We start from the raw sequence: 16,916 nt of genomic DNA, 5'->3' as shown, positions 1-16,916 counted from the left end.
GACGACGTCAGCGCCGGGCCGTTTCCCACCAGCGGGGCAGCCTCGCCTGCACCTCAGGTCTGGCGAAGCGATCGTCCAGCAATACCAGGGTGCCGGTATCCTGGGGCCCGCGAATGACCCGCCCGGCCGCCTGGACCACCTTGATCAGCCCGGGGATACGATAGGCGTAGTCGTCACCGCGACCGAAGCGTTGCTCGAGGCGTGTCTTCAGCGCCTCCTGGCGGGCATCGCTGGGGGGAAGTCCCAGGGTGGCGACAAAGGCACCGATCAAACGCTCGCCGGGCAGGTCGACGCCTTCGGCGAAGGCGCCTCCGAGTACCGCGAAGGCGATCCCCTCGCCCCCTGGCACAAAATCCTCCAGAAAGGCCTCTCGCTCCGCCTCGCTCATGGCGCGTCGCTGAGTGCGCTGAGGAATGTCGGGATGGGCCTCGGCCAGGGCTTCTCGCACCTGCTCCAAGTAGGCGAAGCTCGAGAAGAACGCCAGATAGTGGCCGGGACGTCGACGGTACTGCTCGCTCATGACGTCGAGTATTCCCGGCAGGGATCGCTTCCGATCGCGGTAGCGGGTAGACAGCTGCGCGCACACCCGCACCTCGAGCTGCTCGGCGACAAAAGGCGACGCGACCTCGGACCATACCGTGTCCTCGGCTAGCCCCAGCAGGTCGATCTGATAGCGTGGTGGCGCCAGGGTCGCGGAAAACAGCACGCTTGCGTGAGCCGCGGCGAAACGGGGCCGCAGGAAGTCGGCGGGCACCTGGTTGACGATGGCCAGTCGTGCCCGCCCGCGCCCGTGACGGGTGAGCTCGCACAGCGAATGATCACCGAAACGCTCCGCCAGCCGAACGAAGGCCAACGCCTCGAACAGGCAGTCGGTCAGCGCCGGCTGGGTGTCCTCCGGATGTTCGCCCAGGTGGTCGCCGATGGCACCACAGAGCCCCTGAAGGGAGCCGATCAACTCCGCCGGCAAGGCGTCGAGGGCAAACCAGCGTGGCGCTTCGCGACTGCCCGGGTCCTCTCCGCCGTGCTGACGCACAAGTGCCTGCCACTGCTTGATCACCCTGGCCAGAGGCTGGCGCAGCGCCCCCGGCGCCTCCTTTTGCAAACGAGCAAGACGGCGCTGGTCGAGGCTCGCCGAGTACATGCCACGGGCACGCTCGATCAGGTTGTGGGCTTCGTCCACCAGCACACCCAGGCGCCACTGTCGCGCCTGGGCCAAGCCGTGCAACAGCGCGCTCGAGTCGAAATAGTGATTGACGTCGCCGACCACCAGATCGCACCAGCGAGCCATCTCCTGGCCCAGGTAGTAGGGGCAGACGCGATGCTCAAGCGCCACCTGCCTGAGTCCGTCACGATCTAGCCAGCCCTGCTCCACTGCCGCCTGCCTCGCCTCCGGCAGTCGGTCGTAGAAGCCCTCAGCCAGAGGACAGCTATCTCCGTGGCAGGCCAGTTGCGGATGCTCGCAGGCCTTGTCCCGAGCGATCAGCTCCAGCGTGCGCAGCTTGCGCAGTGGGCCAGGGTCGAGCTGCGCAAGTGCCGCCAGCGCCAGCTGTCGGCCGGTGGTCTTCATGGTCAGAAAGGCGGCGCGGTCCAGCGCCTGGCGGGGCATCGCCTTGAGCAGCGGGAACAGGCTCCCCAGCGTCTTGCCGATGCCAGTCGGCGCCTCGATCAGCAGATCCCGGCCAGTGGCGACGGCCTTGTAGGTGGTCTCGGCCATCTCGCGCTGCCCAGGCCTGAACGCCGGGTAGGGAAACGTCAGACGGTCCAGCGCTTCATCTCTCCGCCGGCGATGTGAGGCCTCGGCCAGCGCCCAGGCTCGATAGGCGCGACAGGCCGACTCAAGCTCCTGCCACAGCGTGGCGGCCTCGGCCTCGACGCTCAGGCAAGTCTCGCGACCGCTGACCAGATCCAGATAGACCAGCGCCAGGGTAATCCGCTCGCGCCCCTGCTGGCGGCACCAAAGTGCGCCGTAGGCCCGCACCTGGGCCCAGTGCAACGCGCGCTGATTGTCGGCCATGCGCTCCAGGCGTCCCCGGTGGGTCTTGATCTCTTCGAGTCGCCCACCGTTCTCGGCCACACCGTCGATGCGCCCCTGGACCTTGAGTCCCTCGAGGGTGGCGACCACCATCACCTCACTGCGGTAGTCTTCGCCACGTCGGGCCACGACGCGGGCATGGCCCTCTATCCCTTCCCGCGAGCTGGGGGCCGGGGTGAAGCGGTGATCCAGATCACCGCGTCTACCGGTGAACTCGCACAGTTCACGCACGCCGACGCTGAGAGAGACCGACTCGGCCGTGTCCGAGGTAGCTGTCTCGGCATCGTCAGACGTTGAAGATCCCTCAGCCATCGGACCACCTCACGTGGCACACCGACACCGGAATGCCGTGGCACTGGAAGTGCTGAAGCCAACGTCGCTGGTTGTCCTGCAGCCGGTCTCCTGGCGCCTTGACCTCGATCAGACGATAGCGGGGCTGGCCCTGCCCAGCATCGGGAAAGAACTGGATCAGGTCCGGCCAGCCCGATCGGTTGGCCTTGAGATCCTCGAGAAGGCGCTCGAACAGCACCGCCAGGTGTTCAGGCGCAATACAGTGAAGTGCCAGTTCCAGCAAGGCTTCGTCGAGCACTTCCCAGTAGACGAAGGGGTTGGCCAGCCCCTGCTTGTCGCGCCAGCTGGCCCTGATACGCTCGCGGTAGTCGCCGCTCGCCAGCGCCTCCAGGCAGGCATCGAAGCGATCACGCCGCCGCGATACGAAGTCTGGCCGATACAGATCCGCCGGCCCGCGATGGAAGGGATGAAAGAAGGCTCCCGGCAAGGGGGCGAAGATGACGTCCCAGCAGAGCAGCCCGAAGAGCCCGCCGAAGAGGTGATTCTCGACGTAGAAGGCTGGGGCCTCATCCCGGGCCAGGTGATCACGCAGCGCCAGCTCCACCGAGCCACTGACCGCCAGCGATTGTGGCGGCAAGCTCAGGCTCCAGCTCTTCGGCGGCGCCTGTGCTGCCGGCTTGAGCACCGGCAGACCCAGGCGGCGCTGCAATCGCGGCACCAGCCGGGCAAGCGCCTGGCGCTCGGCGTCGTCCAGCGGTGCCTCAAGCGCCTGGGTCGCCAGCGTCAACGCCTGGTGATGCTCGCCCTCTCGCTCCAGCAGGCGCAGTCGACGCACCCGCGCTTCGCCCGGGCCAGCAAAGGAGAAGATCTCCAGCGCCAGCGCCACCTGCCCCTCTCGCTGGGCCTGCTGGCCCAGACGCAGCAGCAGGCGAGACCGCCGTGCCGCGAGCCAGGGGTTGTCGTCGGGCAGCCTTGGTACTGCCGACCAGATATCAGCCACGGCTTCGCCGTCGTCGAATCGCTCTCGCAGCCGATGCAGGCAGAGATAGGCATCCACCTCCTGACGCTGCTGAAACCCCCGCGACGCGGGATCGAAACTCACCCGTTCATAGCGCATATGGCCAAGCTCGGCCATCACGAAATCGGACCAGCTCTGGCGCAGATTGCCGAAGAACATCAGGCGCAGTCGATCACACTCCGACATTACCGAGACCCGCACCAGGGTGTCGTCGGACTCAGGCCACCAGACGCTCCAGCGCCGCGGCGTGAACTGGCCGTCCAGCGCCTCGCACAGACGCGACTTGGAGACCGAGGTGGGCAGACCGCAAGCGGACACAGTTTCGGCGAAGACCCGTCGAGCCTCGGGCAGGCGCAACTGTGCAAGCAGGTCATCGAGACTCAGCACGGGATCAAGCTCCACCAGCTGCGCCGCCGCCAGTCGGCTCAGCGCCTGCTCGAGATCATCGACCTCGGTGTAGACCAGGCGACTTGTGCGAAACAGCTCACCCTTGCGCGAGACCATGCGTACCAGCAACGCCTGGGCTGCCTCCGGCAGCTCGCCGAAGGCCATGATAAAGCGCTGTTCTGGCTCTGCCAGCAGGTCGGCGTGGCGTGCCATCACCCAGTCGAGCACAAACTGAAAGTGACGCAGATAGTAGAGAGGATCGTCGCGCAGGTCGGCGGGTAGCGTGGGCGACTTGGGATTCATGCAGGCATTTTACCAGTGGTTCGCTGCGCTCCCAAGGAAGTTACCGACGCGCGCCCGGGTATTCGTCAGGCGGCAAACGGCTTTGCTGCTAAGCATTGATGAGCATTATGTGGATAAAGCCATTTCAGCAAAAGCCGAATCTTGCATGCCAGTCTATGCTGGTGACACTGTCGAACAAGGCCATGACTAACGAGCCTGCTGCCGGCCTGTCGCCTGATCGGACTCGGTGAAACACGTCGAGCTCTGTGGGGCTGGTCGATGTCGATGACGGCATCGACAAAGCTCGTCGATACAGCCCGACGATGAAGCCATCGAAAAAGCTCGTCGACGAAGCGAGGCCAGTGAAGCGACCTATCGGTCAAGCCATGAACACGCTGCAAGTTCCTGCCGGCCAGCACCGGCGATCTCGTCTCTAGAGGAAGTGATCCATGCCCCAGCAGAAGACCGCCATCATCACCGGCTCCACCAGCGGTATCGGTCTCGGTATCGCCGAAGGCTTCGCCAAGGCGGGCATCAACCTGGTCATCAACGGTATCGAGGCCGCCGCGGACGTGGAGGCCACTCGCGCCAGTCTCGAAAAGCACGGCGTCAAGGTCGTCTATGACAACGCCAACATGATGGACCCCGGCGAGATCAGCGCCATGCACAAGCGGGCCGAGGCAGAATTCGGCAGCGTGGACATCATCGTCAACAACGCCGGTATTCAGCACGTGGCACCGGTGGACGAGTTCCCCGAGGACAAGTGGAACGCGATCATCGCCATCAACATGAATTCCGCTTTCCACCTGACCAAGGCCGCCTTGCCTGGCATGAAGGCACGTGGCTGGGGGCGAGTGATCAACATCGCGTCCGCCCATGCTCTGGTGGCATCGCCTTTCAAGTCGGCCTATGTGGCCGCAAAGCACGGCGTTCTGGGACTGACCAAGACCGTGGCGCTGGAAGTCGCCGAACACGGCATCACCGTCAATGCCATCTGCCCGGGATACGTGCTGACGCCTCTGGTCGAGAAGCAGATTCCCGACACCGCCAAGGCACGCGGTATCTCCGAGGACTCGGTCATTCGCGACGTCTTGCTCGCCAACCAGCCGACCCGCCAATTTGTCACCACCGAACAACTGGCGGCCACGGCGCTGTTCCTGTGTTCGGACGGCGCCGCCTCCATGACGGGAATCGCCCTGCCGGTCGATGGCGGCTGGACAGCACACTGAAGCACCGTTCGACAGGGTGAAGCATGCGGCGAACCTGCCGCCGACGCCGCTGCTGCCGCACTTTTCCCGGCAAGGGAAGACGGCCTCACGGACGACCGCACCAAGATGACAGGAGAGCTTGATGGCCAAGCCACCCAAGAAAATAAGTCTGGCACTTCAGGGTGGAGGCGCTCACGGCGCCTTTACCTGGGGGGTCCTCGATGCCCTGCTCGACGACCCATGCATCGAGATCGAGGCCATTTCCGGCACCTCCGCTGGCGCCATGAACGCTGTCGTTCTGGCCGATGGTCTGGTCCAGGGCGGGCGAGAGGCTGGGCGCGAAAAACTGGAAACGTTCTGGCGTGCCGTGTCTCAGTCGGCGCGCTTCAGCATTCTGCAGCGCACCCCCTGGGATCGTCTTAGCGGAAACTGGAGCCTCGACTACTCGCCGGGCCACGTCTACTTCGACCTGATGACGCGATTCTTCTCGCCGAGCCAGTTCAACCCCATGAAGTACAACCCCCTGCGGGACATCATCGTCGAGCAGGTCGACTTCGACAATGTGTGTGGCTGCGACCAGATGAAGGTCTTCGTGGCCGCGACCAACGCCGAGACCGGGCGCGTCAAGATCTTCGATCGCGCCGAACTCACCCCCGACATGGTGATGGCGTCGGCCTGCCTGCCCTTCCTGTTCGAAGCGGTCGAAGTCGACGGGGTGCCCTACTGGGACGGCGGCTATTCCGGCAATCCTCCGCTGTTTCCCTTCTATCACACCACCGAGTCCCGGGACATTCTGATCGTCCAGGTCAATCCGGTGGAGCGTGAGGGGTCGCCGACCAGCGCCCAGGAGATCCTCAATCGCACCAACGAGATCACCTTCAATGCCAGTCTGCTCAAGGAGTTGAGGGCCCTCGCCTTCGTCAAGCGACTGATCCACGAAGGCCACCTCGACCCCAAGAACTATCGCGACATGCTGGTCCATATCATCGATAGCCAGGACCTGCTGAAACCCCTCGGGGCCTCATCGAAGCTCAACGCCGAGTGGGACTTCCTGTGCCATCTGCGAGATCTCGGCCGCAAACGCGCCCAGGACTGGATCGAGCAACACTACGACGACATCGGCAAGCAGGACAGCGTCGACCTGAGAGCCATGTTCGAGGGCACCCACTGATCGGCAACGGATCCCGATAGGCGTTATGGCATAGCGGTGCCGGTAAGGTTGCAGGCCCGGCACCGACCAAGCTGAGCAAACGGGTCAGTCCGACGCGAAGTGATGACTCAGCAAGATAAAACAGTCGTATGTTTCAAACGACATAGAAATTGGTAGCGGCAAAGAAATGGCTTGTCTTCCTGCTGCCGCCGATTACGGAAAGGCCGACACGGAATGCGATTACCCGACCACTATCGTCGCCATGAGGATGCTGGAAAATGAGTTCCACCGCCGTTTCACCCAACATGGAGAAGGGACTCGCCTTCTTCCGCAAGCACAATCCCGCCGCCGCACAAGCGTTGGAGGAAAAGCTCGGTGACTTCGCCCCCGACCTGATGCGCCTGGTCGCCGAATTTCCCTTTGGCGAAATGTACGGTCGTGATGGCCTGGACCCCAAGCTGCGCCAGAGCGCCACGCTCTCGGCACTGGCCTGTGGAGGCCACGAGAATCAGCTACGCATCCATATCGGCATCGCACGCTCACTGGGCTTCACCCGTGACGAGCTGGTCGAACTGTTCATGCAGCTGGCGCCCTATGCCGGCTTCCCGGTCACCATCAATGCGGTGCTGGCCGTCAAAGACATCTACCCCGACACCTGAAGATCACCACGGTGATACACGCCCCACCAAACCCAACGCTGCGCAAGAAGGAATTACGCCATGTTTGAACATCAGAAAAATCCGCCGATGGAACCCGTTGACGAGGTCGATACCACACTGGCCTACATCGACCTTGCGGACGTCAAGCTGCCGGCAGGCGCTGCACCGCTGGAGCAACGTCACCTGCGCTTCCGCCGCGTCGACGTGGCACCAGGTGGCATCGTGCCTTACCACTCCCACGAGAACCGCCCGGCTATCCTGTTCGTGTTTCAGGGCGAGATCGTCGAGTACAACTCCAAGCATGAGCAGCCGCGCGTTCACAAGGCGCCGTCGATCATCGCCGAGTTCAACGAGATCTGGCACTGGTGGAAGAATGAGACAGACGGTGACGTCATCATCTACGCCGCGGACCTGGCCGAGACCGAGAAGTGCGCCGAAGGCGAGTGCTGATCGACAGACCGAAAGCATGCTCGGCGATGTCGTTCGCCCCGCCACAAGGCGGTAATACATCGGTAAAGCAATAATCAACCGATATCAGCAGAAGCCGCGGCCACTCATCGCCGAGTGCCGCGGCTTTTTTATGCCAGAGCGAAGCCGCATGTTATGCAAAAGCGCCGCGTGATTTCCGAAGCGCTAGCGCTGCCTCGCGACCCTGACCTGCCCCCAGGAACCGCAATCTGCGCTTGTCGCCAGGTTGGCGTTGCGAGCGCACAGGACGACGTGCCCCTCATTGCTCCTCGAGTTCTCCTGCCAGCCACTGGAGTTGCTCGGCCACCGGTACCTCACGACAGTGGCGTCGATTCTGGCCCGCCCACAGCGGAGAAAAGTCACCGCTGCAACGGGACTCGTGGGCCGCGCGCAGCTCGCACAGGGCGCTGGCAGCCAGCGGAAAGTCGGGTACCTCATCCGACAGCGGCCCCAGCTCGCGCATGGCACGATTGACGATCCCGCGGGCGGGCCGACCGGAGAAGACATTGGTGATGTCGGTGGAGGCTTCATCATCCAGCAGCGCCCTGCGGTGGACGGCCCTCACCGAGGCCTCGGGGCAGCACAGCAGTGCGGTACCGATCTGGACCGCCTGGGCGCCCAGGTCCAGTGCCTGCCGGACCCCCTGGGGGTCGCCGATGCCTCCGGTCGCCACCACCGGCAACGAGATAGCCTCGACCACCCGGGGCAGCAATGACGCCAGCGGCAACTGAAGACTCAGGTCGTCACTCAAGAAATGTCCCCGGTGACCGCCTGCTTCAAGGCCCTGGGCGATCACCACGTCGGCGCCATGGGCTTCCAGCCACCGGGCCTCATCCACCGTGGTGGCGGTAGACAGCACCAGCGCACCGCAGGCCTTCACCCGCTCGACCAGTTGTGCCTCAGGTAGACCGAAATGAAAGCTCACCACGGCGGGACGGTGGCGCTCGACGATGGCACAGGCATCGCTGTCGAACGGACGTCTGGTAGGCGTGTCACTTGGAGGTGGCGGCGCGATTCCCAACTCTTCATGGTAAGGGGCCAGCAAAGCTCGCCACTTCTCCAGTCGACTCGGTTGAGGCTCGGGCGACACATGGCTGAAGAAGTTGACGTTGACCGGGCCTTGTCCTTCCACCGCTGCAAGGGCCTGATCCAGCGCCTCGAGGGCCAGCATGCCGGCAGGCAGGCCTCCCAGACCTCCGGCTGCGGTGACCGCAAGCGCCAGTGTCTCGTCCTGGGCGCCGGCCATGGGAGCCTGGAGGATGGGCCACTTCAGCCGCAATCGAGAGAGCGCGGTCATGGTTGAATCTCCTTGTGTGGAGCGGCGTCGGCTCTCGGTGACGAGGAGCCGCGCGCCTGCAATTCCAGGATATCGCCACGGATGGCAATGTCGAAGCGTCCGAGAAAGCTCATGCCCAGCAGCACCGTCTCACCTTCCATGCCCGGGCTGATGGAGCCATCGACCCGAGTCGCCGACAGGCCGCCTAGGGTAACGCTGTCCAGGCGTGTCAGGGTGCCTTGTGCCCGACCATTGGCGGTATGAAACCAGGCGCTGCCAAGGTCCGGCAACGACAGTCTTGCCGCCAGATCTCCCGGCAGAGCGACACGGGTAGCGCCGGTGTCGACAAGGAAGGTCACCGGCGTGCCATTGATGCTGCCGGGCGCGACAAAGTGTCCGCCAGGTCCGCGCTTGAGCCTCAACGGCTCGCCCTCGGCCACCTGATTCAGGTTGGCATTGGGGTTCAGGCGCTGCTCCAGCCAGGACGTTGCCCACCAGCCACCGAGCCCCATGAACAGCACCCAGAACAACAGCATCATGGCGAGCCCGGGGCCACGTGTCCCCTGTCGCTGGGTCATCGGTTTCTCCTCACGGGCGGTTTCGTCCTCCTCGCGCCGGGACGACGAAGGCAGCATGGCGAAGGCGCCAGGTGAACGCTGTACTGGTGTCTGTACGCGGCATCGTCCGCGCCGACCACCACCAGGGAAGGTTCATGATGACAGTTTATGCGTCCGCTCTCCATGACCGGCGCCAGCCTGGCGCCGCCATCGCCCTTGGCCTCCTCGTCACCTCGGTCTGGCTTATCGCCTCGCCGGCACTGGCCAGCGCCGACAACCATGACGAGGCGTCGTCCACCGGCCTGGACAATGTCACCAAACAGATCTTCGAGATGCCAAGCTACACCACCGTCGGCGGTGACACCATCGCCCCGGTCAGAGTCGGCTGGGAGGCCTATGGCGAGCTCAACGAGGCAGGCGATAACGCCATCCTGATCACCCACTTCTTCTCCGGCACCAGTCACGCCGCCGGCCGCTATGACGGTGAAGAGACCCCGGGCTACTGGGATGCCATCATCGGCCCCGGCAAGCCGCTCGACACCGACCGCTATTACGTCGTGTCGTCGGACACCCTGGTCAACCTCAACGCCGGCGACCCCAGAGTCACCACCACCGGCCTTGCCAGTCACAACCCCGACACCGGCGAGCCCTGGGGCACCGACTTCCCGTTGGTGACCATTCGCGACTTCGTCAATGTGCAGAAGGCCCTGCTGGATGATCTCGGTATCCAGCGCTTGCACGCGGTGATGGGGGCCTCCATGGGAGCGCTGCAGGCTTACGAGTGGGCCAGCGCCTATCCCGAGCGGGTCGAACGCCTGATTCCGGTGATCGGTGCGGGGGTGGCCGATCCCTGGCTGATCGCCAGCCTGGACGCCTGGGCCGCCCCCATCACGCTGGACCCCCACTGGCGTGGGGGCGACTACTACGGGCAGACGCCGCCGCTCGACGGTCTGCGCGAGTCGTTGAAGCTGATCACCCTGCAGGCCAACCACTGGCGCTGGGCGGACGCCACCTTCGACCGCGACTGGGCCGACGCCGACACCTCACCGATGAGTTCACTGGAAGCCCAGTACGAGGTCGAGGCGACCCTGAACAGCGTCGCCGAACAGCGGGCTGCTACCGCCGACGCCAATCACCTGCTGTACCTGGTCAAGGCCAACCAGGCCTTCATGACCGGCCATGGCGACAGCCTGGAGGCGGGCCTGGCCGCCATCGAGGCCCCGACCCTGATGCTCTATAGCGAAGACGACCTGGTGTTCTCGCCCCAGAAGGTTCGCGAGACCGCCGCACTGATCGAGGCCGACGGCACCCCGGTGACCCTCGAGGCCCTGGAGGGTGACCGCGGCCACATCGACGGCGTGGTGAACATCCAGCAGGCCGCAACACAGTTGCGAGACTTCCTCGAGTCGCCACTCCCCTGAACGCTCGCCGTCGCCGACCAGGCACCGGGGCCTGGTTGGCGGCCCTGGCGCCTTTCCAGGACCGAGGCGTTGGCCTCGATCACGCAGCTCCGCCAAGGCTGGACCTGTCGAGCTCAGCGTGCTGGGATAGCGCCTGGACCGCCCCACGCCAACTGGCACCATCACAACGGGTGCTGTTGCAACGACAATGAACACAAGGAGTTCGACAGTGAGCGACGACGCCACCCTCAAGGTCAGCGAGCTGGACGCCGGCCTGATCTATCGACTGTTCTCCGGAGCCATCGCTCCGCGTCCCATCGCCTGGGTGTCGACCCTGAGCGAGAGCGGTCACGCCAATCTGGCGCCCTTCTCGTTTTTCAATGTGGCCAGCGTCGATCCCCCCGTGCTGGCGTTTTCTCCATTGCTCAACGGCGAAGGCGCCACCAAGGACACCATCGCCAACCTCAAGCAGGTCGGCGAGTGCATCGTGCATATCGGTGGTGAGGCGCTGGCCGAGGCGCTCAACGCCACCAGCGCAAGCCTGCCGCCCGAGGGAGACGAGTTCGACCATGCCGGGTTGACCAAGGCCAGCCTGGGAGACCTGCGGGTACCGCGTATTCAGGAGGCACCGGTTGCCTTCGGCTGTCGCCTTCACGATATCCTGCACTTCGGCGACCGTCCGCTGTCAGGCAATCTGGTACTGGCCGAGGTGACCGTCATCCACGCCGATCCCCGGGTGTGGAACGGTCGACACGTCAGCTGCGACGCCCTGGCCCCGATCGGGCGCATGGCCGGCAGCGACTATGCGCGCTGCACCGACCTGTTCTCACTGGAACGTCCGAAGTAACGAACCCTGGGGCGCACCGGCAACCCCTGACGGCGCCTGCAACGGCCCAATGCAGCTCTCGATGAAGCTCGGGTAGCCCGGGTCGTTGCTCAAGCCGCAAGCAGCGAACGCGTCACCAGGTAGCCGCCCATGGCCAGCAGACCAAGCAGAAACACCTGGCGAAAGCGCGCCTCGGATAGCCGGCGTCTGAGCCAGGCGCCCCACCACATGCCGAGACTCGCCGGCAGCAGCGCCAGGCTCGACGCCAGCAGCAGGTCGGTGGAGAGCAAGTCCCTCTCACCGAGTGCCAGCGCCAGGCTCAGGGTCGACAGGCTGAACAACAGCCCCATGGCCTGAACCAGGGCGTCCCGTGACAAACCGATGGCCTGCAGAAAGGGCACCCCGGGGAAGACGCTGGAGCCTGTCAGCCCGGTCAGGACGCCATTCATCGCGCCGACGGCGCCGGCCTGGACCGGGCTTCCCGAGAAGCGCAGCCGTCGCCCGCTCAGATTCATCAGTGCGTAGAGCATCAGCAACAGCCCCAGCAACAACGACAGCCAGTGAGCCTCGACGCTGGCCAGCACCCATACCCCCGGCCAGACCGCCAGCACCGCCGCCAGCAGAAACAACCAGAGCCGACGGCATAGCGTCAGCAGATGCCCTCCCACCAGGGCCTGCCAGACGTTGGTGACCACCGTAGGCACCAGCATCAGCGCCATGGCCAGAGGCAGCCCCAGGGTCGCGGTCAACAGCGCCAGCAGTACCGTGGGCATGCCCATGCCGAGCACTCCCTTGACCAGTCCTGCCAGGACGAAGATGGCCGACAGCAGAATCAGGGTATCGGGTGCGAACAGCGCGTCCGGCAGCATTCAAACGTCCTCGGTGCGGGTCTCTGGGCCAAGGTCCTCGATAGCGTTCCCTCGGCCCAGTTGATTCAGTGCGTATCGTCCAGCCTGGCTTCCCACTCCCCTGCCACCCGCTGGCCACGGCGCTGATTGACGCCAGCGCAGATCACGATGGCGATGATGAAGAAGGCGGCGCACAACAGGATCGAGGCCTTGAGCCCCACCGCCGCCTGCAGCAGTCCCAGGCCGACGATACCGATGACCCCCGCCAGCTTGTTGGCCAACCCCCAGAACCCGAAGAACTCGGCCGCCTTCTGGCGGGGCGAGAACAGGCCTACCAGGACCCGGCTGGCCGACTGGCTGGAGCCGAGGCTAAGGCCCGCCAGACAGCCGACCACCAGAAACAGTTGCTCGGCCTGCCAGTCGAGTCCCCAGGTAGCGTTTAGCCAGGCGGTGACCTCGGGGGTGGCCCAGATGGCCAGGATCGCCAGCACCCACAGCACCAGAGTCATCAGATAGGTCACCAGGGTACCGATGCGGTCCTGGATAAAGCCAAATCCGAGTGCCCCTGCCGCGGCGGTGATCTGGACGATGATGAACATCAGGTTGCGGGTGCTTTCCTGCCAGCCGATGACCTGGGCGCCATAGATGAAGGCGAAGGCGATGATGATGTAGACACCAGCCATGGAGAACAGCACCGAGGTCAGAAACAGACCCAGGTCACGGAACCGACGCAGCTCGTGCAGGGTGGTCGATACCCGCTGCCAGGCGATGCGGGCGAAGGGCTGGCGATGGGGCTGCGGCTCGGCGCGCTCCTTGAGCCAGACAAAGGTTGGTATCGCCGCCAACAGGAAGAAACCCGCGGCAAAGGGCCCGACCCAACGGATACGCTCGAAGTTATCCGCGGTGGCCTCGCCCAGTATGGCCAGGGTGAAGCCCGCTGCCACCAGTCCGCCGACGTAGCCCAGCGCCCAGCCGAAACCGGAGATGGCGCCAAGCTTCTCTGGCGGCCCAAGCCCCGGAAGAAAGGCCGCGATAAAGGACTCACCCATGGAGTAGGCGTAGTTGGACAGGATGATCAACACAAAGCCCAGCGCCACGTAGCCCGGCTCGACGAAATAAAGCATGGCGGTGGTGGCGATGGTGGCCAGATAGCTGGCAAACAGGAAGCGCTTCTTTTCGGCGCGGTAGTCCATCACCGCACCACACAGCGGGCCGGTCACCACCACCAGCAGAAAGCTCAGCGCCAGCGCCAGGCTCCACAGCAGGTTGGCCAGGCGAAAGTCGTCGCCTCGGTCGCCGACGATCACCGTGGTGAAGAGTTCACCGAACACCACGGTGATGATCAGCAGGGTGTAGGCCTGATTGGCGAAGTCGAACATCGCCCAGCCGAAGATCTCGCGACGGCTCGCCCTGTCGCCGCCCCTTGGAGTCGTCATGCTCACGCTCATGCTGCCGTCCCGTTGGCAAAGGAGTCCAAGATAGCAGCCCGACTCGCCCCAGCGCCACGTCACGCCGAGCCCGGCAGACCCTCGGGACGGCCACTGACACCAAGAACGAAGTGATACAGTGTGGGCTTCAGACTTTCGACCCAGCGAGCCTCATGACTCCCATCGACTACCTGGCATCCAGCGCGGCCCAGGCCTGGCACCAACGACTGGCTGGCCTGATTCAGGGTGCCGATCGCAGCGACCTTCCGCGACAGCTGGAGCAGGCACTCGCCGAGCTGGTGCCCATGGACACCCTGATCCTGCATGCCTACCAGGGCCGAGGCCGTCCGCGAGTGGTCCATGACAACTATCCCCCCGAACGCCGCCAGCGCGACATCGACCCTTACCTGAGTCGCGTCTACCTGCTCGACCCGATGTTCCAGGCCATCGAGTCTGGTCAGGATAGCGGAACCCATCGACTGCGCGATCTGGCGCCGGACCGTTTCGAGAGCAGCGAGTACTACCACCACTACTATCGCGGCCTGGGACTCAAGGATGAGATCGGACTCTTCGCACGGGTCAGCGACGACACCGTGATGGTGCTGTCCCTCGGCTTCCGTACCCAGTCGCGACCGGTGACTCGGCGCACCGTACAGGCGCTACGCCACCTGACGCCCATCGTCGAAGCCCTGCTTCAGCGGTTCTGGAGCTGGCAACGCAGTGCCTTCGAACCGCAACACCAGGAAGTCGAGCCCGTCGACGCCGCCTTCTCGAGCTTTGGCCAGGGGGTGCTCACCCGCCGCGAGCAGGATATCGTGCGCCTGCTGCTGGCGGGCCACTCGGCCAAGTCGGCGGCGCGAGAGCTCGGCATCAGCGACGGCACCGTCAAGGTCCACCGCAAGCACGTCTATCAGCGCCTGCAGGTCTCGAGTCAGGCCGAGCTGTTTCGCGCCTTTCTCGATCACGTAGCGCTGATCTCCCGCCAGCAGCGTGACTGACGCACCCGCTCAGAAGCGGTAGGAGAGATACAACCGCCCCTCCCAGATATCCAGGTCATCATGGCCGATGCTGAGATAGCCGGCGCTGGCCTCGAGCAGGGTGGCCTCGCCGACAAACCAGCGAGCGCCGGTGCGCAGGGTACCCGTCAGGTCAGAAGGGTCCTCCCACTCCAGATCCTCGTTGAGGTAGCGCCCGTCGTTGGGCTGCTCGAAGGCCCAGTCCACCCCCAGTTCGGCGTAGGGCATGATCAGACCCGCGTGGTCAGTGTGGTAGATACGGCTAACCTCACCACTGACCGACGCGACGCCAGTGCTGTAGGAGTCACCGGGCACTTCCACCTCCACCGGTATCCCCAGGATCTTGCCGTCCAGGTCATAGTCGTCGCTGCGCTCACGGGAGTAGAACAGCGAGACGGTGGGACGCAACAGGGCCTCCCCCCAGCGGTACTGACCGTGGGCATTGAGCGCGCCGCCGAAGCTACGGGTGTCGAAGCTGCCATCCAGGGTCGCCAGTTCGGTGTCATTGTCACCCCAGCGCCAGATCAGCGATGCGTCCAACGCCCAGCGCTCGGACAGTCGATAGGCAACATAGGGCGAGATGCTGAAGCCATCGCTGTCGCTGTCCCAGGCGCCGCCAAAGTTGTCAGAGCGGCTCGAGTCGACACTGAAACTGACACCCGCCACCGCCTGCTCCGACACCCAGCGGTCGACCCCCACCGCCACTACCTGGGCCTCGCCATCCAGATCCTGGCCATCACGGTCATCGGAGATATCGGTATAACGAGCATCCACCCAGGTGTTCCAGGGAGAGACCGGCTCTCCCTGACGCCCTGCGGTGATCGGCACCTGTTCCATCAAGGTGGCCTCCAGCGCGTTCCGGGTTCTTGCCTGGGCGTGCTGGCGCAGCAGGTTCTCGGGGCAGGTCACCACCGGCAGGGTACCATCGGCCAGCGGCGCGCCCCCGAGTCTGGGGTCGTGACGAGGGTCGATGCAGCGGTTAGCCGGCAGCGGCACCCGCCCGGCATACCACTCGGCCGCATCGACACGGCCAACGATCTGGCCCTGGGGTATCGATGGCACAGAGGGTGTCAGACCCGACGGCGGACGCTGTTCAGGCGGTACGACACCGATGGGAGGTGTCACCCCGGAAGGCGGCCTGACATCCGGAGGCACGACACCGATGGGGGGCGCTACCTCGCCCGGCCGCGCAACGTTCGGAGGAAGGCTCCATTGCCCCAGGGTGGGCCGCCCCGGCGTCACCCCCACCGGCGGACGCTCGGGGGCGGGCACCGTACCTATCGGCGGCGTTACGCCGGTCGGCGGTCTGAAGTCCGGTGGCACCGTGCCTACCGGCGGCGTTACCCCGGTCGGCGGCCGGAAGCCCGGAGGCACCGTACCTATCGGCGGCGTTACCCCGGTCGGCGGTCTGAAGTCCGGTGGCACCGTACCTACCGGCGGCGTTACCCCGGTCGGCGGCCGGAAGCCCGGAGGCACCGTGCCTATCGGCGGCGTTACCCCGGTCGGCGGTCGGAAGCCCGGAGGCACCGTGCCCACCGGCGGCGTCACTCCGGTGGGCGGTCTGAAGTCCGGTGGCACCGTACCTATCGGCGGCGTTACCCCGGTGGGTGGCCTGAAGTCCGGTGGCACCGTGCCTATCGGTGGCGTCACCCCGGTGGGTGGCCTGAAGCCTGGCGGCACCGTGCCTATCGGCGGCGTCACCCCGGTGGGTGGCCTGAAGTCCGGAGGCACCGTGCCTACCGGCGGCGTTACCCCGGTGGGTGGTCTGAAGTCCGGTGGCACCGTACCTATCGGCGGCGTCACCCCGGTGGGCGGCCTGAAGTCCGGAGGCACCGTCCCTATCGGCGGCGTCACCCCGGTGGGTGGCCTGAAGCCTGGAGGCACCGTACCTATCGGCGGCGTCACTCCGGTGGGCGGCCGGAAGTTCGGTGGCACCGTCCCTACCGGCGGCGTCACCCCGGTGGGTGGCCGGAAGCCTGGCGGCACCGTCCCTATCGGCGGCGTCACCCCGGTGGGTGGCCGGAAGCCTGGCGGCACCGTCCCTATCGGCGGCGTCACCCCGCCAGGGCGG

At 65.2% G+C, this 16,916-nt stretch carries 14 protein-coding genes and 1 pseudogene; 8 read left to right on the top strand and 7 right to left on the bottom strand.

From position 1 onward, the window contains the following. Positions 1 to 7: 7 nt before the first annotated feature. Together C9F12_RS17620 and C9F12_RS17615 are read right to left on the bottom strand one after the other, a co-directional pair. Positions 8 to 2,344, bottom strand: a complete 2,337-nt coding sequence (locus tag C9F12_RS17620) for an ATP-dependent DNA helicase (RefSeq protein WP_108449726.1) — start codon at positions 2,342 to 2,344, stop codon at positions 8 to 10. Then, complete coding sequence (locus tag C9F12_RS17615) at positions 2,337 to 4,031, bottom strand: VRR-NUC domain-containing protein (RefSeq protein WP_108449725.1); 1,695 nt, start codon at positions 4,029 to 4,031, stop codon at positions 2,337 to 2,339. Before C9F12_RS17615 ends, C9F12_RS17620 begins: the two co-directional genes overlap by 8 nt. Positions 4,032 to 4,459: 428 nt before the next feature. Between C9F12_RS17615 and C9F12_RS17610 the strand changes: the two genes are divergently transcribed. The 4 genes from C9F12_RS17610 to C9F12_RS17595 all read left to right on the top strand — a co-directional run bounded on the left by C9F12_RS17610 (position 4,460) and on the right by C9F12_RS17595 (position 7,477). Further along, complete coding sequence (locus C9F12_RS17610) at positions 4,460 to 5,239, top strand: 3-hydroxybutyrate dehydrogenase (RefSeq protein WP_045991236.1); 780 nt, start codon at positions 4,460 to 4,462, stop codon at positions 5,237 to 5,239. A gap of 121 nt (positions 5,240 to 5,360) precedes the next feature. After that, entirely contained in the window at positions 5,361 to 6,389 is a 1,029-nt protein-coding gene (locus C9F12_RS17605) for a patatin-like phospholipase family protein (protein ID WP_045991237.1), read from the top strand. A 257-nt stretch (positions 6,390 to 6,646) separates the two neighbouring features. Next, entirely contained in the window at positions 6,647 to 7,027 is a 381-nt protein-coding gene (locus C9F12_RS17600) for a carboxymuconolactone decarboxylase family protein (protein WP_052704215.1), read from the top strand. Positions 7,028 to 7,087: 60 nt separating this feature from the next. Next, complete coding sequence (locus C9F12_RS17595; protein ID WP_052704216.1) at positions 7,088 to 7,477, top strand: cupin domain-containing protein; 390 nt, start codon at positions 7,088 to 7,090, stop codon at positions 7,475 to 7,477. Positions 7,478 to 7,754: 277 nt separating this feature from the next. On the opposite strand, the gene C9F12_RS17590 is transcribed toward C9F12_RS17595, so the two are convergent. Together C9F12_RS17590 and C9F12_RS17585 are read right to left on the bottom strand one after the other, a co-directional pair. Then, positions 7,755 to 8,792, bottom strand: coding sequence for a nitronate monooxygenase (locus C9F12_RS17590; protein ID WP_108449724.1), 1,038 nt, complete (start codon positions 8,790 to 8,792; stop codon positions 7,755 to 7,757). Then, on the bottom strand, positions 8,789 to 9,349 hold the full coding sequence (locus C9F12_RS17585) for a retropepsin-like aspartic protease (RefSeq protein ID WP_108449723.1): 561 nt from the start codon (positions 9,347 to 9,349) through the stop codon (positions 8,789 to 8,791). Before C9F12_RS17585 ends, C9F12_RS17590 begins: the two co-directional genes overlap by 4 nt. 134 nt (positions 9,350 to 9,483) lie before the next feature. Between C9F12_RS17585 and C9F12_RS17580 the strand changes: the two genes are divergently transcribed. After that, complete coding sequence (locus C9F12_RS17580; RefSeq protein ID WP_240184290.1) at positions 9,484 to 10,749, top strand: homoserine O-acetyltransferase; 1,266 nt, start codon at positions 9,484 to 9,486, stop codon at positions 10,747 to 10,749. A 208-nt stretch (positions 10,750 to 10,957) separates the two neighbouring features. Further along, positions 10,958 to 11,575, top strand: a complete 618-nt coding sequence (locus tag C9F12_RS17575; RefSeq protein ID WP_231498596.1) for a flavin reductase family protein — start codon at positions 10,958 to 10,960, stop codon at positions 11,573 to 11,575. 89 nt (positions 11,576 to 11,664) lie between these two features. On the opposite strand, the gene C9F12_RS17570 is transcribed toward C9F12_RS17575, so the two are convergent. Together C9F12_RS17570 and C9F12_RS17565 are read right to left on the bottom strand one after the other, a co-directional pair. Beyond that, a complete protein-coding gene (locus C9F12_RS17570; RefSeq protein WP_108449721.1) occupies positions 11,665 to 12,423 on the bottom strand; it encodes a sulfite exporter TauE/SafE family protein in 759 nt (252 codons plus the stop codon). A 65-nt stretch (positions 12,424 to 12,488) separates the two neighbouring features. Continuing rightward, positions 12,489 to 13,838 (bottom strand): MFS transporter, encoded by a 1,350-nt coding sequence (locus C9F12_RS17565; RefSeq protein WP_231498595.1) that lies wholly within the window; start codon positions 13,836 to 13,838, stop codon positions 12,489 to 12,491. A 164-nt stretch (positions 13,839 to 14,002) separates the two neighbouring features. Here C9F12_RS17565 and C9F12_RS17560 point away from each other — a divergent pair, with 164 nt between their 5' ends. Beyond that, positions 14,003 to 14,827 (top strand): helix-turn-helix transcriptional regulator, encoded by an 825-nt coding sequence (locus C9F12_RS17560; protein ID WP_108449720.1) that lies wholly within the window; start codon positions 14,003 to 14,005, stop codon positions 14,825 to 14,827. Positions 14,828 to 14,836: 9 nt separating this feature from the next. Here C9F12_RS17560 and C9F12_RS17555 read toward each other — a convergent pair whose 3' ends face one another. Next, a complete protein-coding gene (locus C9F12_RS17555) occupies positions 14,837 to 15,970 on the bottom strand; it encodes an autotransporter outer membrane beta-barrel domain-containing protein (protein WP_162816518.1) in 1,134 nt (377 codons plus the stop codon). A gap of 97 nt (positions 15,971 to 16,067) precedes the next feature. Between C9F12_RS17555 and C9F12_RS22640 the strand changes: the two are divergent. Next, positions 16,068 to 16,916: pseudogene (locus C9F12_RS22640) on the top strand (hypothetical protein); the annotation flags it as partial.

This window comes from Halomonas sp. BN3-1 (assembly GCF_003056325.1).
Classification (GTDB): Bacteria; Pseudomonadota; Gammaproteobacteria; order Pseudomonadales; family Halomonadaceae; genus Halomonas; species Halomonas litopenaei.
Note: the sequence above shows the minus strand (reverse complement) of the source record. Positions and strands in the feature narration are given on the sequence as shown.

Bases quoted from the DNA above. Each gene is read 5' to 3' on its own strand.
- C9F12_RS17620 (WP_108449726.1), bottom strand. From the start codon at position 2,344: ATGGCTGAGGGATCTTCAACGTCTGACGATGCCGAGACAGCTACCTCG.
- C9F12_RS17615 (WP_108449725.1), bottom strand. From the start codon at position 4,031: ATGAATCCCAAGTCGCCCACGCTACCCGCCGACCTGCGCGACGATCCT.
- C9F12_RS17610 (WP_045991236.1), top strand. From the start codon at position 4,460: ATGCCCCAGCAGAAGACCGCCATCATCACCGGCTCCACCAGCGGTATC.
- C9F12_RS17605 (WP_045991237.1), top strand. From the start codon at position 5,361: ATGGCCAAGCCACCCAAGAAAATAAGTCTGGCACTTCAGGGTGGAGGC.
- C9F12_RS17600 (WP_052704215.1), top strand. From the start codon at position 6,647: ATGAGTTCCACCGCCGTTTCACCCAACATGGAGAAGGGACTCGCCTTC.
- C9F12_RS17595 (WP_052704216.1), top strand. From the start codon at position 7,088: ATGTTTGAACATCAGAAAAATCCGCCGATGGAACCCGTTGACGAGGTC.
- C9F12_RS17590 (WP_108449724.1), bottom strand. From the start codon at position 8,792: ATGACCGCGCTCTCTCGATTGCGGCTGAAGTGGCCCATCCTCCAGGCT.
- C9F12_RS17585 (WP_108449723.1), bottom strand. From the start codon at position 9,349: ATGACCCAGCGACAGGGGACACGTGGCCCCGGGCTCGCCATGATGCTG.
- C9F12_RS17580 (WP_240184290.1), top strand. From the start codon at position 9,484: ATGATGACAGTTTATGCGTCCGCTCTCCATGACCGGCGCCAGCCTGGC.
- C9F12_RS17570 (WP_108449721.1), bottom strand. From the start codon at position 12,423: ATGCTGCCGGACGCGCTGTTCGCACCCGATACCCTGATTCTGCTGTCG.
- C9F12_RS17565 (WP_231498595.1), bottom strand. From the start codon at position 13,838: ATGACGACTCCAAGGGGCGGCGACAGGGCGAGCCGTCGCGAGATCTTC.
- C9F12_RS17560 (WP_108449720.1), top strand. From the start codon at position 14,003: ATGACTCCCATCGACTACCTGGCATCCAGCGCGGCCCAGGCCTGGCAC.